This window comes from Mycobacterium sp. 1423905.2, assembly GCF_001673155.1.
Classification (GTDB): domain Bacteria; phylum Actinomycetota; class Actinomycetes; order Mycobacteriales; family Mycobacteriaceae; genus Mycobacterium.
The window spans coordinates 1-19,891 of record NZ_LZLE01000212.1 but is presented as its reverse complement, the minus strand read 5'-3'; the positions used below and the strand labels follow the sequence as shown (position 1 = coordinate 19,891).

18 protein-coding genes and 1 pseudogene are annotated in these 19,891 nt (G+C 68.4%); 3 read left to right on the top strand and 16 right to left on the bottom strand.

The features are described from left to right. The 7 genes and pseudogenes from A9W95_RS12750 to A9W95_RS12720 form a co-directional block, all read right to left on the bottom strand. Window positions 1-197: pseudogene (locus A9W95_RS12750) on the bottom strand (tRNA (guanosine(37)-N1)-methyltransferase TrmD); the annotation flags it as partial. Between the two features lie 3 nt (window positions 198-200). Then, a complete protein-coding gene (gene rimM, locus A9W95_RS12745) occupies window positions 201-722 on the bottom strand; it encodes a ribosome maturation factor RimM (protein ID WP_067412891.1) in 522 nt (173 codons plus the stop codon). A gap of 22 nt (window positions 723-744) precedes the next feature. After that, window positions 745-987 carry an RNA-binding protein gene (locus A9W95_RS12740; RefSeq protein ID WP_003878715.1) on the bottom strand — a complete coding sequence of 81 codons (243 nt, stop codon included), beginning with the start codon at window positions 985-987 and terminating at the stop codon, window positions 745-747. Between the two features lie 8 nt (window positions 988-995). Next, window positions 996-1,484 (bottom strand): 30S ribosomal protein S16, encoded by a 489-nt coding sequence (gene rpsP / locus A9W95_RS12735; protein ID WP_067412889.1) that lies wholly within the window; start codon window positions 1,482-1,484, stop codon window positions 996-998. A 158-nt stretch (window positions 1,485-1,642) separates the two neighbouring features. Further along, a complete protein-coding gene (locus A9W95_RS12730) occupies window positions 1,643-1,924 on the bottom strand; it encodes a hypothetical protein (RefSeq protein WP_067412902.1) in 282 nt (93 codons plus the stop codon). Window positions 1,925-1,926: 2 nt separating this feature from the next. After that, complete coding sequence (locus A9W95_RS12725; RefSeq protein WP_067412887.1) at window positions 1,927-2,232, bottom strand: hypothetical protein; 306 nt, start codon at window positions 2,230-2,232, stop codon at window positions 1,927-1,929. Window positions 2,233-2,273: 41 nt separating this feature from the next. Further along, window positions 2,274-2,693 (bottom strand): nuclear transport factor 2 family protein, encoded by a 420-nt coding sequence (locus tag A9W95_RS12720; RefSeq protein WP_067412885.1) that lies wholly within the window; start codon window positions 2,691-2,693, stop codon window positions 2,274-2,276. A 52-nt stretch (window positions 2,694-2,745) separates the two neighbouring features. On the opposite strand from A9W95_RS12720, the gene A9W95_RS12715 reads away from it, so the two are divergent. Then, window positions 2,746-3,618 carry a D-alanyl-D-alanine carboxypeptidase family protein gene (locus tag A9W95_RS12715; RefSeq protein ID WP_067412881.1) on the top strand — a complete coding sequence of 291 codons (873 nt, stop codon included), beginning with the start codon at window positions 2,746-2,748 and terminating at the stop codon, window positions 3,616-3,618. A 49-nt stretch (window positions 3,619-3,667) separates the two neighbouring features. Here A9W95_RS12715 and A9W95_RS12710 read toward each other — a convergent pair whose 3' ends face one another. From A9W95_RS12710 to ffh, 4 genes are all read right to left on the bottom strand, one after another. Next, window positions 3,668-4,273 carry a TetR/AcrR family transcriptional regulator gene (locus A9W95_RS12710; protein WP_067412879.1) on the bottom strand — a complete coding sequence of 202 codons (606 nt, stop codon included), beginning with the start codon at window positions 4,271-4,273 and terminating at the stop codon, window positions 3,668-3,670. 1 nt (window position 4,274) lies between these two features. Further along, entirely contained in the window at window positions 4,275-6,059 is a 1,785-nt protein-coding gene (locus A9W95_RS12705) for an amidohydrolase family protein (protein ID WP_067412876.1), read from the bottom strand. 73 nt (window positions 6,060-6,132) lie between these two features. Beyond that, the gene (locus A9W95_RS12700) at window positions 6,133-7,212 is read right to left on the bottom strand and encodes an amidohydrolase family protein (protein ID WP_067412874.1); all 1,080 of its coding nucleotides are present in this window, start codon (window positions 7,210-7,212) and stop codon (window positions 6,133-6,135) included. Between the two features lie 6 nt (window positions 7,213-7,218). Beyond that, window positions 7,219-8,808, bottom strand: a complete 1,590-nt coding sequence (ffh, locus tag A9W95_RS12695; RefSeq protein ID WP_067412872.1) for a signal recognition particle protein — start codon at window positions 8,806-8,808, stop codon at window positions 7,219-7,221. Window positions 8,809-8,979: 171 nt separating this feature from the next. Here ffh and A9W95_RS12690 point away from each other — a divergent pair, with 171 nt between their 5' ends. Then, a complete protein-coding gene (locus A9W95_RS12690) occupies window positions 8,980-9,771 on the top strand; it encodes an alpha/beta hydrolase (protein WP_067412869.1) in 792 nt (263 codons plus the stop codon). 81 nt (window positions 9,772-9,852) lie between these two features. Continuing rightward, a complete protein-coding gene (locus tag A9W95_RS12685; protein WP_067412900.1) occupies window positions 9,853-11,571 on the top strand; it encodes a DEAD/DEAH box helicase in 1,719 nt (572 codons plus the stop codon). A 345-nt stretch (window positions 11,572-11,916) separates the two neighbouring features. On the opposite strand, the gene A9W95_RS12675 is transcribed toward A9W95_RS12685, so the two are convergent. The 5 genes from A9W95_RS12675 to A9W95_RS12655 form a co-directional block, all read right to left on the bottom strand. Next, window positions 11,917-14,385: a [protein-PII] uridylyltransferase gene (locus A9W95_RS12675; protein ID WP_082983065.1), complete on the bottom strand. Its 2,469-nt coding sequence runs from the start codon at window positions 14,383-14,385 to the stop codon at window positions 11,917-11,919. Between the two features lie 42 nt (window positions 14,386-14,427). Next, entirely contained in the window at window positions 14,428-14,766 is a 339-nt protein-coding gene (gene glnB / locus A9W95_RS12670) for a nitrogen regulatory protein P-II (RefSeq protein ID WP_036354580.1), read from the bottom strand. 2 nt (window positions 14,767-14,768) lie between these two features. Next, the gene (locus A9W95_RS12665) at window positions 14,769-16,196 is read right to left on the bottom strand and encodes an ammonium transporter (RefSeq protein ID WP_156746176.1); all 1,428 of its coding nucleotides are present in this window, start codon (window positions 16,194-16,196) and stop codon (window positions 14,769-14,771) included. 146 nt (window positions 16,197-16,342) lie between these two features. After that, on the bottom strand, window positions 16,343-17,692 hold the full coding sequence (gene ftsY / locus A9W95_RS12660) for a signal recognition particle-docking protein FtsY (protein ID WP_067412864.1): 1,350 nt from the start codon (window positions 17,690-17,692) through the stop codon (window positions 16,343-16,345). Window positions 17,693-17,769: 77 nt separating this feature from the next. Further along, on the bottom strand, window positions 17,770-19,891 hold a 2,122-nt coding region (locus tag A9W95_RS12655), incomplete at its 5' end, for an AAA family ATPase (protein ID WP_156746175.1).

The window sequence follows — 19,891 nt, the reverse complement described above, 5'->3', positions numbered from 1 at the left end:
CACACCGGGGCTTTCATCACCATGCCGGGCCCGCCGCCGTAGGGCGCGTCGTCCACCGAGTGATGCACATCGTGCGTCCAGCGCCGCAGGTCGTGCACCTGCAGCGTGACCAGACCCGAGGCTATGGCCTTACCGGGCAACGACTCTCGCAACGGGTCGAGGAACGCCGGAAAGATTGTGACGACATCTATACGCACGGCTCAGCCCATGTCCAGCAGGCCTTCGGGCGGGTCGATCTCCACCACGCCCTCCTCCAGCGACACCGAGGTGACGATCGCGCTGACGAACGGCACCAGCACTTCACCGGCGTCACTCTTGACCGCGAGCAGTTCGCCGGCGGCGGTGTGCAGCACCTCGGCAACCACGCCGACTTCCTGGCCCGCGGTGGTGCGGACCCGCAGGCCTTCGAGCTGATGGTCGTAGAAGGTGTCCGGCTCGTCGATCGGCGGCAGATCCTCGGAGTCGATGACGAACAACGCCCCGCGCAGCGCATCGGCGCGGTCGCGGTCGTCGACACCGTCCAGACGCACCAGCAGCCGTCCACCGTGCGCCCGTACGCTGTCCACGACGTAGTCGCGTTCCTCACCTCTGCCACGAGACAGCTTGGCGTGCAACGTATTTCCGGGTGCGAACCGGGCCTCGGGGTCGTCGGTGCGAACCTCGACGACGATCTCACCGGTCACGCCGTGCGCCTTGACCACACGCCCGACGATCAGCTCCATGGTTGCGCCATGAGCATGGCCGTTACTGGTCGGTGTCCACCACGTCGACGCGGATGCCCCGGCCACCAATCCCGGCGACCAGCGTGCGCAACGCGGTCGCGGTGCGTCCTCCGCGACCGATCACCTTGCCGAGGTCATCGGGATGGACGTGTACTTCGACGGTGCGCCCGCGCCGGCTGGTCACCATGTCCACCCGGACGTCGTCGGGATTGTCGACGATGCCGCGAACCAGGTGCTCGACGGCGTCCACCACGACGGTACTCATGGAAGCCGTCAGCTCTCGGTGGCCGGCTCGGACGACTCGCCACCCTCGGCCGGGGTCTCGGCCGAGCCCTCGGCGGGCTCGGCGTCGGCCTTAGCGGCGGCCTTCTTCGGAGCGGCCTTCTTCTTCGGCTTGGTGGCTTCGGTGGTGGGACCGCCTTCGGCCTCGGCCAGCGCGGCGTTGAACAGCTCGAGCTTGCTGGGCTTGGCGGGCTTGACCTTCAACTCGCCTTCGGCGCCGGGCAGGCCCTTGAACTTCTGCCAGTCACCGGTGATCTTGAGCAGCTTGAGCACGGGCTCGGTGGGCTGGGCACCCACGGACAACCAGTACTGGGCGCGCTCGGAGTTGATCTCGATCAGGCTCGGCTCTTCCTTCGGGTGGTACCGGCCGATGACCTCGATGGAACGGCCATCGCGGCGAGTGCGCGCGTCGGCGACGGCGATGCGGTACTGAGGATTGCGGATTTTGCCAAGCCGAGTGAGCTTGATCTTCACAGCCATGGTCGAACTCCTGTAGGTGTCACGCTGCAATTCAGCAACCGGGGCGGGACGCCCGGGTCCGGTTTTGCCTCGAGTGTGATGACCGGGACGCGATCCTGATCGCGCCGCGGACAGCCGCCCATTGTGCCAGACAGCCCTGCCCAAGCAGAAATTCGCGCTCAGTCGTCGATGTGCGTGGGTGGGTTACTGAACTCGGCACCCCAGGGATGCAGGTCAGGACCCATCATGTCGCAGCGAGTGGCGCCGCGGGAACCCGCCCCGCCGTAGGCGGAGTAGAACACCACGCAGCGTTGCCAGTTGCCGTCCGGATCAATCGGTCCGTCACACCTACTCAAGGACAACCCGCCGTACAGGCAGCCGGCGCTGGCGGGTGGCGCCGCGACGATCGAAGCTGCCCCCACCAGTCCCGTCGCCAGCCCCACCAACAAGGATCGCTTCATGATCATGTGCCCCGTTCCACCGTCGATGTGCGCCGCGGGTCGGCGAAGTTCGGGTCACCCGAAGGCTGGTCCGGGCCCACTACCTCGCAGTGCTTCTCCGGCATGAGAAACGAGCTGGCGCCGTTGGGCGCCAGCCGCGCGATGGTCACACAACGCTCCCAAGTGCCGTAGGGCTGGATGGGTCCGTCGCATTTGCCGACAACGCCCGGCATTCCGTACTGGCAACCCGCCTGGGGCGGCGGTGCCAGGGCGATCAAACCCCCAGCCGTCAGGGCGGCAGCCCGTCCCCCGACGATGCTGCGCCTCATGGTGCCTCCCGTAATGGCTGAGCCGGCTCAATCTTGCCGCGTCAGAGGACCTTCTGGAAGGTCTTGGTCTCCACCCGGCGGCTCATCCGCCACCCTTGCGGGGTGCGCACGAATTCGTCGTCGTACCACAGTCCGCAGAACAAAATCTGCTCGTTGTCTCCGCCCAGCACCATCGGGTTGAAGCAGATGACGCGCGACGAGGCGGTGTCGCCGTCGATGCGGACCGAGAAGTTGCCCAGCATGTGCGCGTAGACCGGGAAGTTGGGCAACACCTCCGACAGCCACTTCTTGACGTCCGGGTACTGCCCGTCGATACCGCCCAACGCCCGGTAGTCGATGTAGGCGTCCGGGGTGAAGACGTCGTCGAGATCGTCGAAGCGGCGCTGGTCAATCGCGGTGGAGTAGTCCACCAGGAGCTGTTGAATTTCCAGGCGGTCGGAGATTTCGGCCAGGCTTAACATGCATCGATTGAAGCATCGTGCGCACGGCGCCAGGAAGTTAAACTGTGCGGCCATGCGAAAGGTCCTGGCCGCAACCGCAGCGCTGCTCACGGTTGCCACACTCACAGCAGCCAGCGCACTAGCGGACACCGATGTGCAGCCGGTCGGGTCGGTGCCGATTCCGGAAGGCCCGGCACAGACCTGGATCGTCGCCGACCTCGACAGTGGTCAGGTGTTGGCCGGCCGCGACCAGAATGTGGTGCACCCCCCGGCCAGCACGATCAAGGTGTTGTTGTCGCTGGTGGTCCTCGACGAGCTCGACCTGAACTCGACCGTGGTTGCCGACGTCGCCGATACCCAGGTCGAGTGCAACTGCGTCGGGGTCAAAGCCGGTCGCACGTACACCGCGCGCCAATTGTTGGACGGGCTGCTGCTGGTTTCCGGCAACGATGCCGCCAACACCTTGGCGCACATGCTCGGCGGCCAGGACGTCGCGGTGTCAAAGATGAACGCCAAAGCGGCCTCACTCGGGGCGACGAACACCCATGCGGCGACGCCGTCGGGGCTGGACGGCCCGGGCGGATCGGGAGCCTCGACCGCGCACGACCTCGCGGTCATTTTTCGCGCGGCCATGGCCAACCCGACGTTCGCCCACGTCACCGCCGAGCCGACGGCCATGTTTCCGGGGGACAACGGTGAGCAGCCGATCGTCAACCAGGACGAGCTGTTGCAGCGCTACCCCGGCGCCATCGGCGGCAAGACCGGCTTCACCAATGCCGCCCGCAAGACCTTCGTCGGCGCGGCCGCGCGCGGTGGCCGCCGGTTGGTCATTGCCATGATGTACGGCTTGGTGCAGGCCGGCGGTCCGACCTACTGGGATCAGGCCGCCAGCCTGTTCGACTGGGGGTTCGCGCTCGGCCCGCAGTCGAGCATCGGCTCGCTTTAGTGTCGATCGCAAGCACGGCGGAACGGCCGGGTGCAGCGGGTCGGCACCATTAGGGCGACCTCAGTTCCGGCAGCGCCGCGGTCAGCAGCGCCATCAGGACCGGAATTCGCTGCTGCTCGATCTTCGGTTGCGGCAGAATGCCTTCCACCACCGCGGCGCCGTCGAAGACATTGCGTAACAGAGCCAGGATCACCGGCAAGGTTTCCTCGGGGAAGCTCTCGGCACCGGGTAGCACCCGAGCCGCGTCATAGATCTTCGCCGAGTACTGCCCGAGCTCGTGTTGCATGGTGACCCTGAGCTTCTCGTCAGTGCGGGCCGCGATCATCAGCTCGTAGAGGACGGCATTGACCGGTCCGGTGGTGATGTCGCGCAAGATCGCAAGGCTCGCCTCCAGCGCCGGCCGGTCGGCCGGTATCTCGGCGACCTGCTTGGTGAACGTCTCGAGCTGTCGGCGCAACACCTCCGAGGCGGTGGCCGCCATGAAGTCGCCCATCGTCTCGAAGTGGCGGAACAACGCACCCACCGAAACTCCGGCGCGTTTGGTGATCACCGCGGCCGACGCGCGGGCGTACCCGACTTCCATGATGGTGTCGATACACGCCTGGATCAGCCGCCCGACGGTTTCCTCGCGGCGTTGCTGTTGCGTTCTGGCCATGTCAGACGGTCGCGGGCGCGGGGGCGTGCCGCTCCCCCGCCCGCAGGTACCGGCCCGACTTCACCGTCTTTCCGTAGCCCTCACAGAACTCTCCCGCGCGGAAGACCACCGCGCCGTTGACTCCGGTGGCTACCACGGTCGCGTCGTTGCGATTGACCATGCGCCGCAGCCCGCCGTAGAAGGGCACCGCCTCTTCGTTGTAGGCGTCCACCGACTCGTCGAGGTGGGCCGGGTCGATCACCACGAAATCGGCGCGGTCGCCCTCGCGCAAGGTGCCGGCGTTGATGCCGAACCACTCGGCGAGCTCACCGGTCAGGCGGTAGACGGCGCGTTGCAGCGTCAGGAACGGCGTGCCGGCCTGGCTGGCGTCGCGGGTCCGCTTGAGCAGTCGCAGACCGAAGTTGTAGAACGCCATGTTGCGCAGGTGCGCTCCGGCGTCGGAGAAACCCATGTGGATATTTGGGTCGGCGGCCAGCTTGTCCAGCAGCTTGGGCCGGTGGTTGGCGACCGTGGTGGTCCAACGCACGTTGCGCTCACCGTTTTCCACCAGCACGTCGAGGAACGCGTCGAGAGGATGCAGGCCGCGTTCGTCGGCGATGGATCCGAAAGACTTGCCGATCAACGACTTATCTGGGCATTCGACGATGACGGCGTCGTGAAAGTCGCGGTGCCACAACGACGGCCCGAGCTTCTTGCGGTCGAACTCGCGGCGGAACCGTCGGCGATACTCCTCGTCGGCCAGCAACTCATTACGCTGCAACTGGTCACGCAGATGCAAGGCGGCGGTGCCGGCGCCGAATTCTTCGAAAACCGGTAGATCGATGCCGTCGGAGTACAACTCGAACGGGACGGGCAGGTGCTGGAATCGCACGCTGGCGCCGAGGATCTTGTTGAGCCACCGGGCGCCGCGGCCGAAGATGTGTACCGCCATCGGCATCGACTTGGCGTCGGCGGACACCAGCATGCTCATCCGAACTCCCTTGCGGCGGTTCAGGATTCGACTGCTGGTCAGGAAGAACATGAACGGCGACACCGGACTGTTGACGTTGGGTGCGCTCTGCAGGATTCGGCCGCGCCGGCGCAACACGTTGATCAATTTGCGCCGTTCGCGCCATGTCGCGAAGGTCGACGGCAGTGCGCGGGAGCGGAACCGGTCACCGTCGAGCTTGTCGATCGCTGCGTCCATTCCAGACATGCCCAGCACCCCGGCATCGAGCGCCTCGTCGAGCAATTGCGTCATCTTCTTCAGCTCGGCGTCGGTGGGCCGAACCGTGTCGTCGGTCGCGCGCTCCAGACCGAGCACCGCGGTCCGTAGGTCCGAATGGCCAAGCAGCGAACCGATATTGGGGCCAAGCGGTAGGGCGTCGAGGGCGGCGATGTAGTCCGCGGCCGTCGACCAGGTCTTGTTGTTTTCCAAAGCGTCCAGCACGAACTTGCGCGGGACGGCCTCGACGCGGCTGAACAAGTCGGCGGCGTCTTCGGTGCTGGCGTACACCGTCGACAGGGAGCAGTTGCCAAGCAGGACCGTGGTGACCCCGTGCCGCACCGACTCCCGCAGACCCGGGTCGAGCAGGATCTCGGCGTCGTAGTGGGTGTGCACGTCGATGAAGCCCGGGAGGACCCACTTGCCGGCCGCGTCGATGACCTCGGGGCAACCGGTCTCATCCAGCGGCACCGCGGACACCGTTGCCACGACCCCGTCGCGAATGCCCAAAGTGCGGGTCTGCGGCGCGGCGCCGGTGCCGTCGAACCACAGTCCGTCGCGGATGATCAGGTCGTAAGTCACGGTTGCCTCCGGGGTCGTCGCGGTGCACCGACGCTAACATAGATAGCGATTGATCGCAATCTTTTTCGGGGCCCTACGACTTCGGGGGGAAGACCTCGCCGCGCAAGATGACCAGATCGGGCCGGTTCAGCACGCCGGGTCCTTGGCGTGGGTCTTGGGAGTAGCACAGCAAGTCCGCCGACGCCCCATGGTCGAGGCAGGGCCGGCCCAGCCAGCGCCGGGCGTCCCAGCACGCCGCACCGAGCGCCTCGGTGGGACTCATGCCGATGGTGGTGAGAGCTGCGACTTCGTCGGCGATGCGGCCGTGGTTGATCATGCCGCCGGCATCGCTGCCCGCATACACCGGCACGCCGGCCGCCCGGGCCGCACTCAGCCGTTCGTTGCTGCGCGCGTACAGGTCGCGCATGTGGGCCGCGTAGGCGGGGTAACGCGTCGCCGAGTCGGCGATGCCGGGGAAATTTTCCAGGTTGATCATCGTCGGCACCAGCGCGGTGCCCTGCTCGAGCATCAAGGCGATGGTGTCGTCGGTGAGGCCGGTGCCGTGTTCGATGCAGTCGATGCCGGCGTTGATCAGGCCGGGCAACGCGTCCTCCCCGAACACGTGAGCGGTGACCCGGGCGCCGTGAGCGTGGGCGGCGTCGATCGCGGCCTTGAGCACGTCGTCGGACCATAGTGGCGCCAGGTCACCGACCTGGCGATCGATCCAGTCACCGATCAGCTTGATCCAGCCGTCGCCGAGCCGGGCCTGTTCGACGACGGCGTCGGGTAGTTGAGCTTCGTCGTCGAGTTCGACGGCGAATCCGGGGATGTAGCGCTTGGGTCTGGCCAGATGCCTGCCGGCGCGGATGATGCGGGGCAGGTCGGCGCGGTCGTCGAGGCTGCGGGTGTCGATCGGTACTCCGCAGTCCCGGACCAGCAGGACACCGACGTCGCGTTCGGTCTCGGCCTGCTCGATCGCTTCGTCGAGTTCGACGCCGCCTTGGGCGCCGAGTCCGATGTGGCAGTGCAGGTCGACCAGTCCCGGGATGATCCAGCCGTTGTCGAAGATGGTGTCGGCGTCGTCGACCGGCTCGGTGCTGATGAGGCCGTCGGCGACCCATAGGTCGGTGGTCTCCTCGCTGGGGAGGCCCCGGCCCCGCACGTGCCAGCGCACGGGCGACTACTTTCTTCCCGGGTTACCTGGGAACTTCAGCTTGGACAGGTCGAAGTCGGCCAACCCGGGCGGCAGCTCGTTGAGACCCTCGGGCATCTGCGACAGGTCGGGGAAGCCCGCCGGCATCCCCGGCATGCCCATGCCCGGCATCCCGGCGCCGAAGGGGCTCTTGACCTTCGGCGGCGTGGGGCCGCGTGCCCCCTTCTTACCCTTCTTGCCCGCTTTCCCCTTGGCGGCCTTGCTCTTTCGCGTCGCGGACTTGCGGCCGATGCCGGGGATGCCCATTCCGCCGAGCATGGAAGACATCATCTTGCGGGCTTCGAAGAAGCGGTCGACGAGCTGATTGACTTCCGAGACGGTCACGCCGGAGCCGTTGGCGATGCGCAGCCGCCGCGACGCGTTGATGATCTTCGGGTCGGCCCGCTCTTGCGGGGTCATGCCGCGAATGATGGCTTGCACCCGGTCGAGTTGTTTGTCGTCGATCTCGGCCAGCGCATCTTTCATCTGACCGGCGCCGGGCAGCATCCCGAGCAGGTTGCCGATCGGGCCCATCTTGCGCACGGCCAGCATCTGCTCGAGGAAGTCCTCCAGCGTCAGCTCGCCGGCGCCGATCTTGGCGGCGGCCTCTTCGGCCTGCTGGGCGTCGAAGACTTGCTCGGCCTGTTCGATCAGGCTCAGCACGTCGCCCATGCCCAGGATGCGACTGGCCATCCGGTCGGGGTGGAAGACGTCGAAATCCTCGAACTTTTCGCCGGTGGAGGCGAACAGGATGGGCACGCCGGTCACTTCTCGGACCGACAGCGCGGCACCGCCGCGGGCGTCACCGTCGAGCTTGGTCAGCACCACGCCGGTAAATCCGACGCCCTCACCGAACGCTTGCGCGGTGGCCACGGCGTCCTGGCCGATCATCGCGTCCAGGACGAACAGCACCTCGTCGGGGTCGACGGCGTCGCGGATGGCAGCGGCCTGGGCCATCAGCTCCTGGTCGATGCCCAACCGGCCGGCGGTGTCGACGATGACGACGTCGAAGTGCTTCGACCGGGCCTCGTCCAGTCCGGCCGCCGCGACCGCGACCGGGTCACCAGGGCCGGATTCGGGTGACGCACCGGGGTGGGGCGCGAACACCGGCACACCGGCCCGCTGGCCGACCACCTGCAACTGGTTGACCGCGGCGGGGCGCTGCAGGTCACAGGCCACCAGCAGCGGTGTGTGTCCCTGGTTCTTGAGCCGGAAGGCCAGCTTGCCGGCCAGTGTGGTCTTACCCGAACCCTGCAGACCGGCCAGCATGATCACCGTCGGCGGCGTTTTGGCGAACACCAATTCGCGGGTCTGGCCACCGAGGATGCCGATGAGCTCCTCGTTGACGATCTTGACGACTTGTTGCGCCGGGTTGAGGGCACCAGACACCTCGGCGCCGCGGGCGCGTTCCTTGATCCGGTGTACGAACGCTCGAACCACCGGCAGCGACACGTCGGCTTCCAGGAGGGCTAGCCGAATCTCGCGGGTGGTGGCGTCGATATCGGCGTCGGTCAGTCGGCCCTTGCCGCGTAGCCCTTGAAGGGCACCGGTCAACCGGTCGGACAGCGATTCAAACACCCGACCAGCCTAGTGGTGCTGCCGCGGAAGCGGCAGCCGATGCCCCAGCCGGGCGAATCGGGGCGCGTGTGTGCGGCCAGCCGCACACACGACGCCGGGTGTGCGGCTGGCCGCGCACTCGGCGGAAGAGCAGGGCTTGACGCCGCGCCCACAGCAAACGAAAGTCAGCACATGCTCGAGGTCATCGAGCGAGGGTCAACCTCCGCGGCGCATCCCACACCGCTGCTATTTGTCCACGGCGGGTGGCACGGCGCCTGGTGCTGGGAGCACTTCCTGGATTACTTCGCCGACGCGGGCTACCGCGCGGTCGCGGTCAGTCTGCGCGGGCACGGCAACAGTCCCTGCGCGAGATCACTGCACCTATGTTCGGTCGCCGACTACATCGAGGACATCGCGGAGACGGCGGACAGGCTCGGCACCAAGCCGGTGCTGATCGCCCACTCCCTGGGCGGGTTCGTCGTGCAGCGCTTCCTGGAGAGCCGCAGCGTCCCAGCCGCGGTCCTGCTGGCGTCGATACCGCCTCAAGGCGTGTTCGGGTTAGCGACCCGGGTCTGGCGGCGCCAACCCTGGATCACCGTTCGGTCCTACACGACGGGCAACTTGGCCGGTTTCATCAACACCCCACCCCTGGCCCGCCAGAACCTGTTCTGCGCGCAGACACCGGAGGCCGTCGTCGCGGCCTGCGCGGCGCGGGTTCAACCCGAGGGGCTGCGCGCCGCCATGATCGACGCGATGTTCCGGCGGGTCCGGACGAAGCGGGTGAGCACCCCGATGCTGGTGCTGGGCGCCGCCGACGACGGCTTGGTCAGCCGCGCCGAAGTACAGGCCACCGCCCACGCCTACGGCACCGAAGCGGAGTTCTTCCCGAACATGGGTCACAACATGATGATGGAACCGGGCTGGCCGGATGTGGCCGAACGGATTCACGCCTGGCTGGGGCAACGCGACCCGCTCATGTCGTAACTGCGCCGAAAAGCGTTGCCATGCTAGGTTTTTACAGCCGCGCACGGCAGGCGCGTCACCAGCAGCTACGGGGGGAATTTGTTGTCGACGCAGCCGGTCAGCTCCGCCGCCGGCGTCGTCGAAGCCACTCGACCGCTGCGTGGCTGGCAGCGACGGGCGCTGGTCAAATACTTGGGTACCGAGCCGCGCGACTTCCTGGCCGTGGCGACCCCGGGTTCGGGCAAGACTCAGTTCGCACTGCGGGTGGCAGCCGAGTTGCTCGCTCATCGCGCCGTCGAGCAGATCACCGTCGTGGTACCCACCGAGCACCTCAAAGTGCAGTGGGCGCAGGCCGCGGGACGGCACGGTCTGTCGCTGGATCCCCGGTTCTCCAACTCCAACCCGCAAACCTCCCCGGAGTACCACGGCGTGATGGTCACCTACGCCCAGGTGGCCGCGCATCCGACGCTGCACCGAGTGCGGACCGAACAGCGCAAGACCCTGGTGGTCTTCGACGAGATCCACCACGGCGGTGACGCCAAAACCTGGGGTGACGCCATCCGCGAAGCCTTCAGCGACGCCACCCGCCGGCTCGCTCTCACCGGAACCCCGTTCCGCAGCGACGACAGCCCCATCCCCTTCGTCGCCTACGAGAGCGGACCCGACGGCATCCAGCGCTCCCAGGCCGACCACACCTACGGCTACGCCGAAGCTCTGGCCGACGGCGTGGTGCGCCCCGTGGTGTTCATGGCGTACTCCGGGCAGGCCCGCTGGCGCGACAGCGCCGGCGAGGAACACGAGGCCCGACTCGGCGAGCCGCTGTCAGCCGAGCAAACCGCCCGCGCCTGGCGCACCGCGCTTGACCCCGCCGGTGAGTGGATGCCGGCCGTCATCACCGCGGCCGACCTACGGCTGCGGCAACTGCGCGAGCATGTGCCCGACGCCGGCGGCATGATCATCGCCTCGGACAAGACCGCGGCCCGCGCATACGCCAAATTACTGGAACGGCTGACCGGTGAGCCGGCCACGGTCGTACTCTCCGACGACCCCGGCTCCTCGGCCCGCATCTCCGAATTCGCCCAGAGCACCAGCCGCTGGCTGGTGGCGGTGCGGATGGTGTCCGAAGGCGTCGACGTGCCGCGGCTCTCGGTTGGCATCTATGCCACCAGCGCCTCTACCCCACTGTTCTTCGCCCAGGCCATCGGCCGATTCGTCCGGTCGCGCCGCCCCGGTGAGACCGCCAGCATCTTCCTGCCGTCGGTGCCCAATCTGCTGCAACTGGCCAGCGAGCTGGAGGCTCAGCGCAACCACGTCCTCGGCCAGCCGCACCGGGAAACGCTCGAGGATCCGCTCGACGGCGATCCGGCCACGAAGACGCAGACCGAGCCCGGCGACACCGAGAAGGGCTTCACCGCGCTGGGCGCCGACGCCGAACTCGACCAGGTGATTTTCGACGGGTCGTCGTTCGGCACCGCGACGCCCGCAGGCAGCGAAGAAGAGGCCGACTACCTCGGCATCCCGGGCCTGTTGGACGCCGAGCAGATGCGGGCGCTGCTGCACCGGCGTCAAGACGAGCAGCTGCAGCGGCGCGCCCAAGCGGGCCCGACGGCGGCACCGATGACCACGCACGGCCAGCTGCGCGAGTTGCGCCGCGAGCTCAACACACTGGTGTCGATCGCCCATCACCGCACCGGCAAGCCGCACGGCTGGATCCACAACGAGCTGCGTCGCCGCTGCGGCGGCCCGCCCATCGCCGCAGCCACCCGCGATCAGCTCAAGGCGCGCATCGACGCGGTACGCCAGCTCAACTCGGAGCAGTAAGGCTTAAAACTGCACGGCGGCGACCCGCTGCGCCCGGCTCCGCCGCGCTTGCGATCGCCGCGGAAACTGCACGGCGGCGACCCGCTGCGCCCGGCTCCGCCGCGCTTGCGATCGCCGCGGAAACTGCACGGCGGCGACCCGCTGCGCCCGGCTCCGCCGCGCTTGCGATCGCCGCGGAAACTGCACGGCGGCGACCCGCTGCGCCCGGCTCCGCCGCGCTTGCGATCGCCGCGGAAACTGCACGGCGGCGACCCGCTGCGCCCGGCTCCGCCGCGCTTGCGATCGCCGCGGAAACTGCACGGCGGCGACCCGCTGCGCCCGGCTCCGCCGCGCTTGCGATCGCCGCTAATCCCCGACGGGCTCGTCGAGCAGGACGTCGACGCGCCCGCCCAGCACCCCCATCAGGTGCTTCTCGACGGCGGCTTGGGCGTCGCAGTCGGGCGGCACCGTCACACAAAACACGTCGGCGGCGGTGGATCCGAAGGTGTTGACCTTGGCCCACTCGATGTCTGCCTGGGCCCGCTCCATCGCCCGGGTGAGCAACGCGAGCAGACCGGTGCGGTCCATCGCCCGAACCTCGAGGATGAGGTGCCCCGGGGTATCGGTGTCCAGCCACAAAATTCGCGGCGGGGCGGTCGACCGCGTGACGGGCACCCCCACTTGCACCTCGCCGGCCCGGGCCACCGCCGAGCTGATCGCTTCGCTGTCGCGCTTCTCCAGCGCTCCGAGCACGTCGACGTCACCGTGCAGCGCGCCGACGAACTGCTGCCGCAGCAGGTCGGCCGCCGGTGGCGAGCCGAACAGCGGAGACACCACGAATTCGGTGATCGCGACGCCCTCGTGGATGTTGACCGTCGCCGAGTGCACGCGCAGCGAGTTCAGCGCCAGCACGGCGGCGGCTTTGGATACCAGGCCGCGTTGGTCGGGCGCCACCATCACCGCCTGGAAGCGTTCGCCGGCGCCCGGCTTGAGTTCCACATGCACGCCCTGGTGGGCGGCCAACGCCAGGTAATGCGGCGCGCTGGGTTGGGCCTGCGGCAACGGCTCGCCGGCCATCATCATCCGGCAGCGCCGCACCAGGTCCTCGACCAGCGAGGCCTTCCAGTCACTCCACACTCCGGGCCCGGTTGCCTTCGAGTCCGCCTCGGTCAACGCCTGCAGCAGCTCGAGCAGCTGAGCGTCACCACCCACGGCCTGCGACACGGCCTCGATGGTCTTCGGGTCGTTCAGGTCACTGCGGGTCGCCGTGATCGGGAGCAGCAGGTGATGCCGCACCATCTTGGCGAGGGTGTCGGTGTCTGCCGGTGACATGCCCAGCCGTTCGCCGATCTGCACGGCCAGTTCGGCGCCCAGCACGCTGTGGTCGGCGCCGCGGCCTTTGCCGATGTCGTGCAGCAGCGCGCCCAGAGCCAGCAGGTCAGGTCGCGCCACCCGGGTGGTCAACGGCGCGGCGTTGACGCAGGTTTCGATGACGTGCCGGTCCACGGTCCATTTGTGTGAGACGTCGCGGGGCGGCAGGTCGCGGATGGCGCCCCACTCGGGCAGCAACTGGCCCCACAGCCCCATCCGGTCCAGCGATTCGATGGTCGCCACGGCGGTCGGGCCGGCCAGTAGCACCACCAGCAGGTCGTCCAACGCCTCCCGCGGCCATGGAATCGGCAGTTCCGGCGCGCTGTCGGCCAGCCGGCTCAGCGTCGCGGCGCCGATCGGCACCCCGGTATCGGCCGAGGCGGCGGCGACTCGCAGGACCAGACCGGGGTCGGTCTGGACCTGAGCTTCCCGCGCCAGCACGATTTCCCCGGCGTATTCGACGACCCCTTCGTCCAGGGGGCGCCGCTTGGGCCGCCGCACCAGGGCCGAGATGCCGCGCCGCGGCAGCGCGTTGACGGCCGTGCGCAACCCGGTGACGGCGTGGAAGCTGATGGTCCGCCCGGCGTTGGACAGCATGCGCGCCAGGTCGAATCGGTCCCCGACGCCCAGAGCGGCGCTGATCTCGTCGGCGAATTGGGCCAGTAGCTGATCGCGACCGCGGCGCGACACCCAATGCAGTTCGGTGCGCACGTCGAGCAAGGTGCGGTAGGCGTCGTCGAGCGAACCTGCCGGCAGGTCGGGACTGGCCATGCCGCGGCGGTCGATGAGTTGAGCGAGCGCGAGCGCGTTGAGCAGTTGAACGTCGCGCAGCCCGCCGCGGCCCGACTTCAGGTCGGGCTCGGCGCGGTGCGCGATCCGGCCCAGCCGCAGCCAGCGGGCGTGGGTCATCTCGACCAGTTCGTCCATGCGGGACCGGATCCCGCTGCGCCACTGGCGCCGCACGCCGTCGATCAGCTCGGTGGACAGGCGCGCATCACCGGCGATGTGGCGGGCTTCCAGCATGCCCAACGCGGCCGTCAGATCGGCGTTCGCGGTGTTCAACGCCTCGCTGACGGTGCGCACGCTGTGGTCCAGGCGAACGTTGGCGTCCCACAGCGGGTACCAGAGCTTGTCCGCGACGGGCCCCAGCACATTGGCGGGCTGGCCGTCGTGCAACAGCACCAGATCCAGGTCCGAATACGGCAGCAGTTCACGACGGCCCAGGCCGCCGACGCCCACCAGGGCAAAGCCGCTGTCGGCGGTGATGCCGATTTCGGCGGCCTTGGCGATCAGCCAGTTCTCGTGCAGATCCAGGCAGGCCTGCCGCAGCTCGGCCGGGTCTAGCTTGGGGTGGTCCTCCGACAGCAGTTCGCGCCTCGCGGCGGCCAGATCGCCTGCCGCGCAGGCGCGTCCTGCATCGGGGTTGTCCGGTGTGGATTTGTCGGACGGGTCCGGCTGGTTCACACCCAGCCGGCCCGTCCGGTGTGGTTCAGCAATGTGCGGCTATCACAACGCGTCGGGGCCGCGTTCACCGGTGCGCACCCGCACGATGGTGTCCACCGGGCTCACCCAGACCTTGCCGTCACCGATCTTGCCGGTGCGGGCCGCCCGGACGATGCTGTCCACGACCTTGTCGACGATGGAGTCGTCGACGACCACCTCGATGCGAACCTTGGGCACGAAGTCGACCGAGTACTCAGCGCCGCGGTAGACCTCGGTGTGGCCCTTCTGCCGTCCGTAGCCCTGGATTTCGCTAACCGTCATGCCCAGCACTCCGGCGTCTTCCAGGCTGGTCTTGACGTCGTCGAGGGTGAACGGCTTCACGATTGCGGTGATCAGCTTCATTTCTATTCCGCCTCCACTTTCTCGCCCAATCGCTCTTCCAGGCCGTTAGTGCTGTCCGGGGGCAGGGTGGCCCGAGGAAGAACCGAACCGCTGGCGACTGCGAAGTCGTAGCCACTCTCGGCGTGCTCTGCCTCGTCGATGCCCGCGGATTCTTGCTCTGTACCCAGACGCAGCCCGATTGTGTACTTCAGGATAAGGGCCAAGATAAGCGTGACAATCCCAGAATAGGCAAGGACAGCAAATGCGCCGACGGCTTGGCGTTCCAGCTGGTCGAAGCCGCCGCCGTAGAAGAGGCCCTTCGACACGCCCGTGACGCCGTTGATCGCGACGCTCTCCGGTGCGGCCAGCAGTCCGACCAGCAGCGTGCCCGCCAGACCACCGACCAGGTGCACACCCACCACGTCCAGTGAGTCGTCGAAGCCGAGCTTGAACTTCAGGCCCACCGCCAGCGCGCACAGCACGCCGGCCACCACCCCGATCACCAGCGCGCCCACGACGTTGACCGACGAGCACGACGGGGTGATGGCGACCAGGCCCGCGACGATGCCCGACGCGGCGCCCAGCGTGGTGGCCTTGCCGTCCCGGATGCGTTCGGTGAGCAGCCAGCCCAGCATGGCCGCCGCGGTCGCGACGGTGGTCGTGATGAAGGTCGAACCGGCGGCACCGTTGGAGCTGGTCGCAGAGCCGGCGTTGAACCCGTACCAGCCGAACCACAGCAGGCCGGCGCCGAGCATCACGAACGGCAGGTTGTGCGGGCGGAACAGCGTGGTCGGCCAGCCCTTGCGCTTGCCCAGCACGATCGCCAGCACCAACCCGGCCACACCGGCGTTGATATGGACCGCGGTACCACCGGCGAAGTCGATGGCGTGCAACTTGTTCGCGATCCAGCCGCCCCGGGCCGCGGCGAACTTGTCGAACGCGAACACCCAGTGCGCGACCGGGAAGTAGACGAAGGTCGCCCACAGGCCGGCGAACAGCAGCCACGCGCTGAACTTCAGCCGGTCGGCCACCGCGCCGGAGATCAGGGCGACGGTGATGATCGCGAACATCAGCTGGAACGCGACGAAGACGGTAGCTGGCAGAGTGCCCGCCAATGGGATGTTGACCGCCGCGGTCTGAGTGCTCGGGTCGGCGGCGACCGCATTCCCCCCGATGAGCCCCTTGAGCCCGAAGTATTCGGTCGGGCTGCCGACCACGCTGGCGGTGTCGTCGCCGAACGCCATCGAATAGCCGTAGAGCACCCACAGCACGGTCACGACGCCCATCGCGCTGATGCTCATCATGATCATGTTCAGAACGCTCTTGGCACGAACCATGCCGCCGTAGAAGAACGCCAGCCCCGGCGTCATCAACAGCACGAGCGCGGAGCTTGCCAGCATCCAGGCGGTGTCGCCGGTATTCGGCACGCCCATGGTGGGGAAGTCACTCACTCGCTATCACCTCCAGTCAGCGCGTTGGGAGGGCCCCAGAAAGATGACTGGCGGCCTGATCCAGAACCATGCGCATAAGTTGTTGCGGCAATGCGGCAGTGATGTTTCGTCAGGATTAACGTAAAAGTCGCTGTGTAATAGCTCTATTAGCCGAGCAGGGCGTCGACGAAGGCCGCCGGCTCGAACGGCGCCAGATCGTCGGGGCCTTCACCGAGCCCGACCAGCTTCACCGGCACGCCGAGTTCCTGCTGGACCCGGAAGACGATGCCGCCCTTGGCCGTTCCGTCGAGCTTGGTGAGCACCGCGCCGGTGATCTCGACCACCTCGGCGAACACGCGGGCCTGGGCCAGGCCGTTCTGGCCGATGGTGGCGTCCAAGACGAGCAACACCTCGTCGACGGCCGCGCGGCGGGTCACCACACGTTTGACCTTGCCGAGTTCGTCCATCAGCCCGACCTTGGTGTGCAGTCGCCCGGCGGTGTCGATGAGCACGACGTCGGCGCCGGCGGCGATGCCCTTGTCGACGGCGTCGAACGCCACCGACGCGGGGTCGGCGCCTTCAGCACCGCGCACCACGTCGGCGCCCACCCGCGACGCCCACGTCTGTAACTGATCGGCGGCCGCGGCCCGGAACGTGTCGGCGGCGCCGAGCACGACCCGGCGGCCGTCGGCGACCAACACCCGCGCCAGCTTGCCGACGGTCGTGGTTTTGCCGGTGCCGTTGACGCCAACAACCAGCAGCACCGACGGATGGTCGGCGTGCGGCAGAGCGCGGATGGAGCGGTCCATCTCCGGATGAAGCTCTTTGATCAGCACCTCGCGCAGCACGGCGCGAGCGTCGGCCTCGGTACGTACGTTGCCGCTGGCCAGTCGGCTGCGCAGCTCGGCGACCACCGACGCGGTGACCACCGGGCCGAGGTCGGCGACCAGCAGGGTGTCCTCGACTTCCTCCCAGGAGTCCTCGTCGAGGTCGCCGCCGCCGATCAAGCCCAGCATGCTGCGTCCCAGCGCGTTCTGGGAGCGGGCGAGCCGCCCGCGCAGGCGCTCCAGCCGGCCTTCGGTGGGCGCGATCTCCTCGATCTCCGGGGCCGCGGTTTCCGGGGCCGGCGGGGCCGCGGTTTCCGGCACGTCGACCGGCGCGGGTGGCGCTTCGGGCGCTTCTAACGGCGGCGACTGCGGCGGCGCGGCCAGGTCGGGAAGCTCGACGTCGGAGATGGTGCGCTTGGGCGCGTCACGCGGGATGGTGGCGTCGTCACCGACCGCAGGCAGTCCGGTGGTGTCGAGGCGTCCTCGGGGTTCGAGCGTGGTGGTCGGCGTCTGGCTGAAGGTGATGCCGGACGACGCGGTGTATCCGCCGGACCGGTCGATCGCGTCGGGCGTGGATCGGGCCGACAGCTTGATCTGGCGCCGGCGGTAGCGCAGCAGGCCGAAGACCAGCGCGGCGATGATGACCAGGGCGGCGACCACCGCAATAGCGATCCAAAGACCTTCCGACACGCGACAAATCCTTCCCAGGCTGAAACGGGGCTGTGCGGGGCTGTGCGCCCCACGCTACGGGGACCGCACGACGGGCCCTAAGAGGACTGCGACACCAGCCGATCGACTTGCTGACCGCGAATCCGTTGCGAAATGACGGTCGTGATGCCGTCGCCTTGCATGGTCACGCCGTACAGCGCGTCGGCGACCTCCATGGTCGGCTTCTGGTGGGTGATGATGATCAGCTGCGAGCGGTCCCGCAGTTGTTCGAACAGACCGATCAGGCGGCGCAGGTTCATGTCGTCGAGCGCGGCCTCGACCTCGTCCATGATGTAGAACGGCGACGGGCGGGCGCGGAAGATCGCCACCAGCATCGCCACCGCGGTCAGCGCTTTCTCGCCGCCGGAGAGCAGCGAGAGCCGGGTGACCTTCTTGCCCGGCGGCCGGGCCTCCACCTCGATGCCGGTGGCCAGCATGTCGTCGGGCTGGGTCAGCCGAAGCCGCCCTTCGCCGCCGGGAAACAGCGACGTGAACACCGTCCGGAATTCCCGCTCGACGTCGACGAAGGCGTCGCTGAACACCTGCAGGATCCGGGTGTCGACGTCGGCGACGACGTCGAGCAGGTCCTTGCGAGCGGCCTTGACGTCCTCCAGTTGGGTGGACAAGAAGTTGTAGCGCTCCTCCAGCGCGGCGAACTCTTCCAGTGCCAATGGGTTGACCCGACCGAGCTCGGCCAGTTCCCGCTCGGCGCGCTTGGCCCGGCGCTCCTGGGTCGGGCGGTCAAACGGCATGGGCGCGGGAGCGGTCACCTGCTCGCCGCGTTCGCGGGCCTGCTCGAACTCGGCCAGCTCCAACTCGGTAGGCGGCAACGCGATGTCGGGCCCGTATTCGGCGATCAGGTCGGCGGGAGCCATGCCGAATTGCTCGAGCACCATCTGTTCGAGTTGCTCGATGCGCAGCGCCGCCTGGGCGTTGGCGACCTCGTCCCGGTGCAGCGAATCGGTCAGCGCGGCCACCCGGGCGGTCAGCGTGTTCACCTCGGCGCGGACTTCGGCCATGGCCGCCGACCGTTGTTGGCGTTCGGCGTTCACCTCGTCGCGCAAGTGCGCCGCGGCATCCACCACCCGCCTCAGCCGCCCCGCCAGCAGCCGCCCGGAGTCGGCGACGGCGGCCGCCACCGCCGCCGCGCGGAGTCGCGCTTCGCGGGCCTGCTGAGCCCGCAGCCGCGCCTCGCGTTCCGTGGCGGCCGCCCGCCGCAGCGAATCGGCCCGTCCCCGAACGGCGTTCGCGCGTTCCTCGGCGGTCCGCACCGCCAGGCGAGCTTCGATCTCGACGCCGCGGGCGTGTTCGGCGGCCGCGGCGATCGCCTGCCGGTCAACCGGGTCGTCGTCCTGCACCTGCTGGGTCTGTTGGGCGTTGCGCAGCCGGGTTTCCAGCTCGAGGACTTCTTCGAGGGTTTGGGCGCGCCCGGCTTCCAGCTCCTCGCGCTGCTGAACCAACCGCGTCCACTCTTGGTCCGCCGCGCGGGCTTCCTGCCCCAGCCGGCCCAGCTGCTCGTACATCGCTGAGATTGCGGTGTCGGATTCGTTGAGCGCCGCCAACGCCTGCTCGGCGGAGTCGTGACGAGCGGCTTGCTCGGTCAGCGCCCCGGACAGCGCCGCCGTCAGTTGCGCCACCTGCTCTTCGGCCACGGCCAGCTCACTGCGTGCCTTGTCGACTTCCGAGGCGATCTCCAGTGTCGACAGCTTGCGGTCGGACCCGCCGCTAACCCAGCCCGCACCCACCAGGTCACCGTCGAGCGTGACCGCGCGCAGTTGCGGACGCGCCGCCACCAGCTCCAGCGCTTGGGCCAGGTCGTCGACCACTGCCACACCAGACAGCATGGCCACCAGCGCGCCGCGCAGCCGGGCGGGTGACTCGACCAGGTCCAGCGCCCATTGGGCGTCTCCGGGCAGGGGCGCGCGGACGGGCTGGTCCGGGGCTGGCCAGTCGCCCAGCACCAGGGCGGCCCGGCCGGCGTCGGCCTGCTTGAGAGCGGTAACGGCGCTGCGAGCGGCACCGAGATCGTCGGCGGCCAACGCGTCGGCGGCCGAGCCCAGCACCGCGGCCAGCGCGGCCTCGTAGCCGGCCCGCACCTTGACCAGCTGGGCGACCGAACCGAAAAGACCCGGGCCGCCGTGGTTTTGGGTCAACCACGCCGCGCCGTCCTTGCGCTCCAGG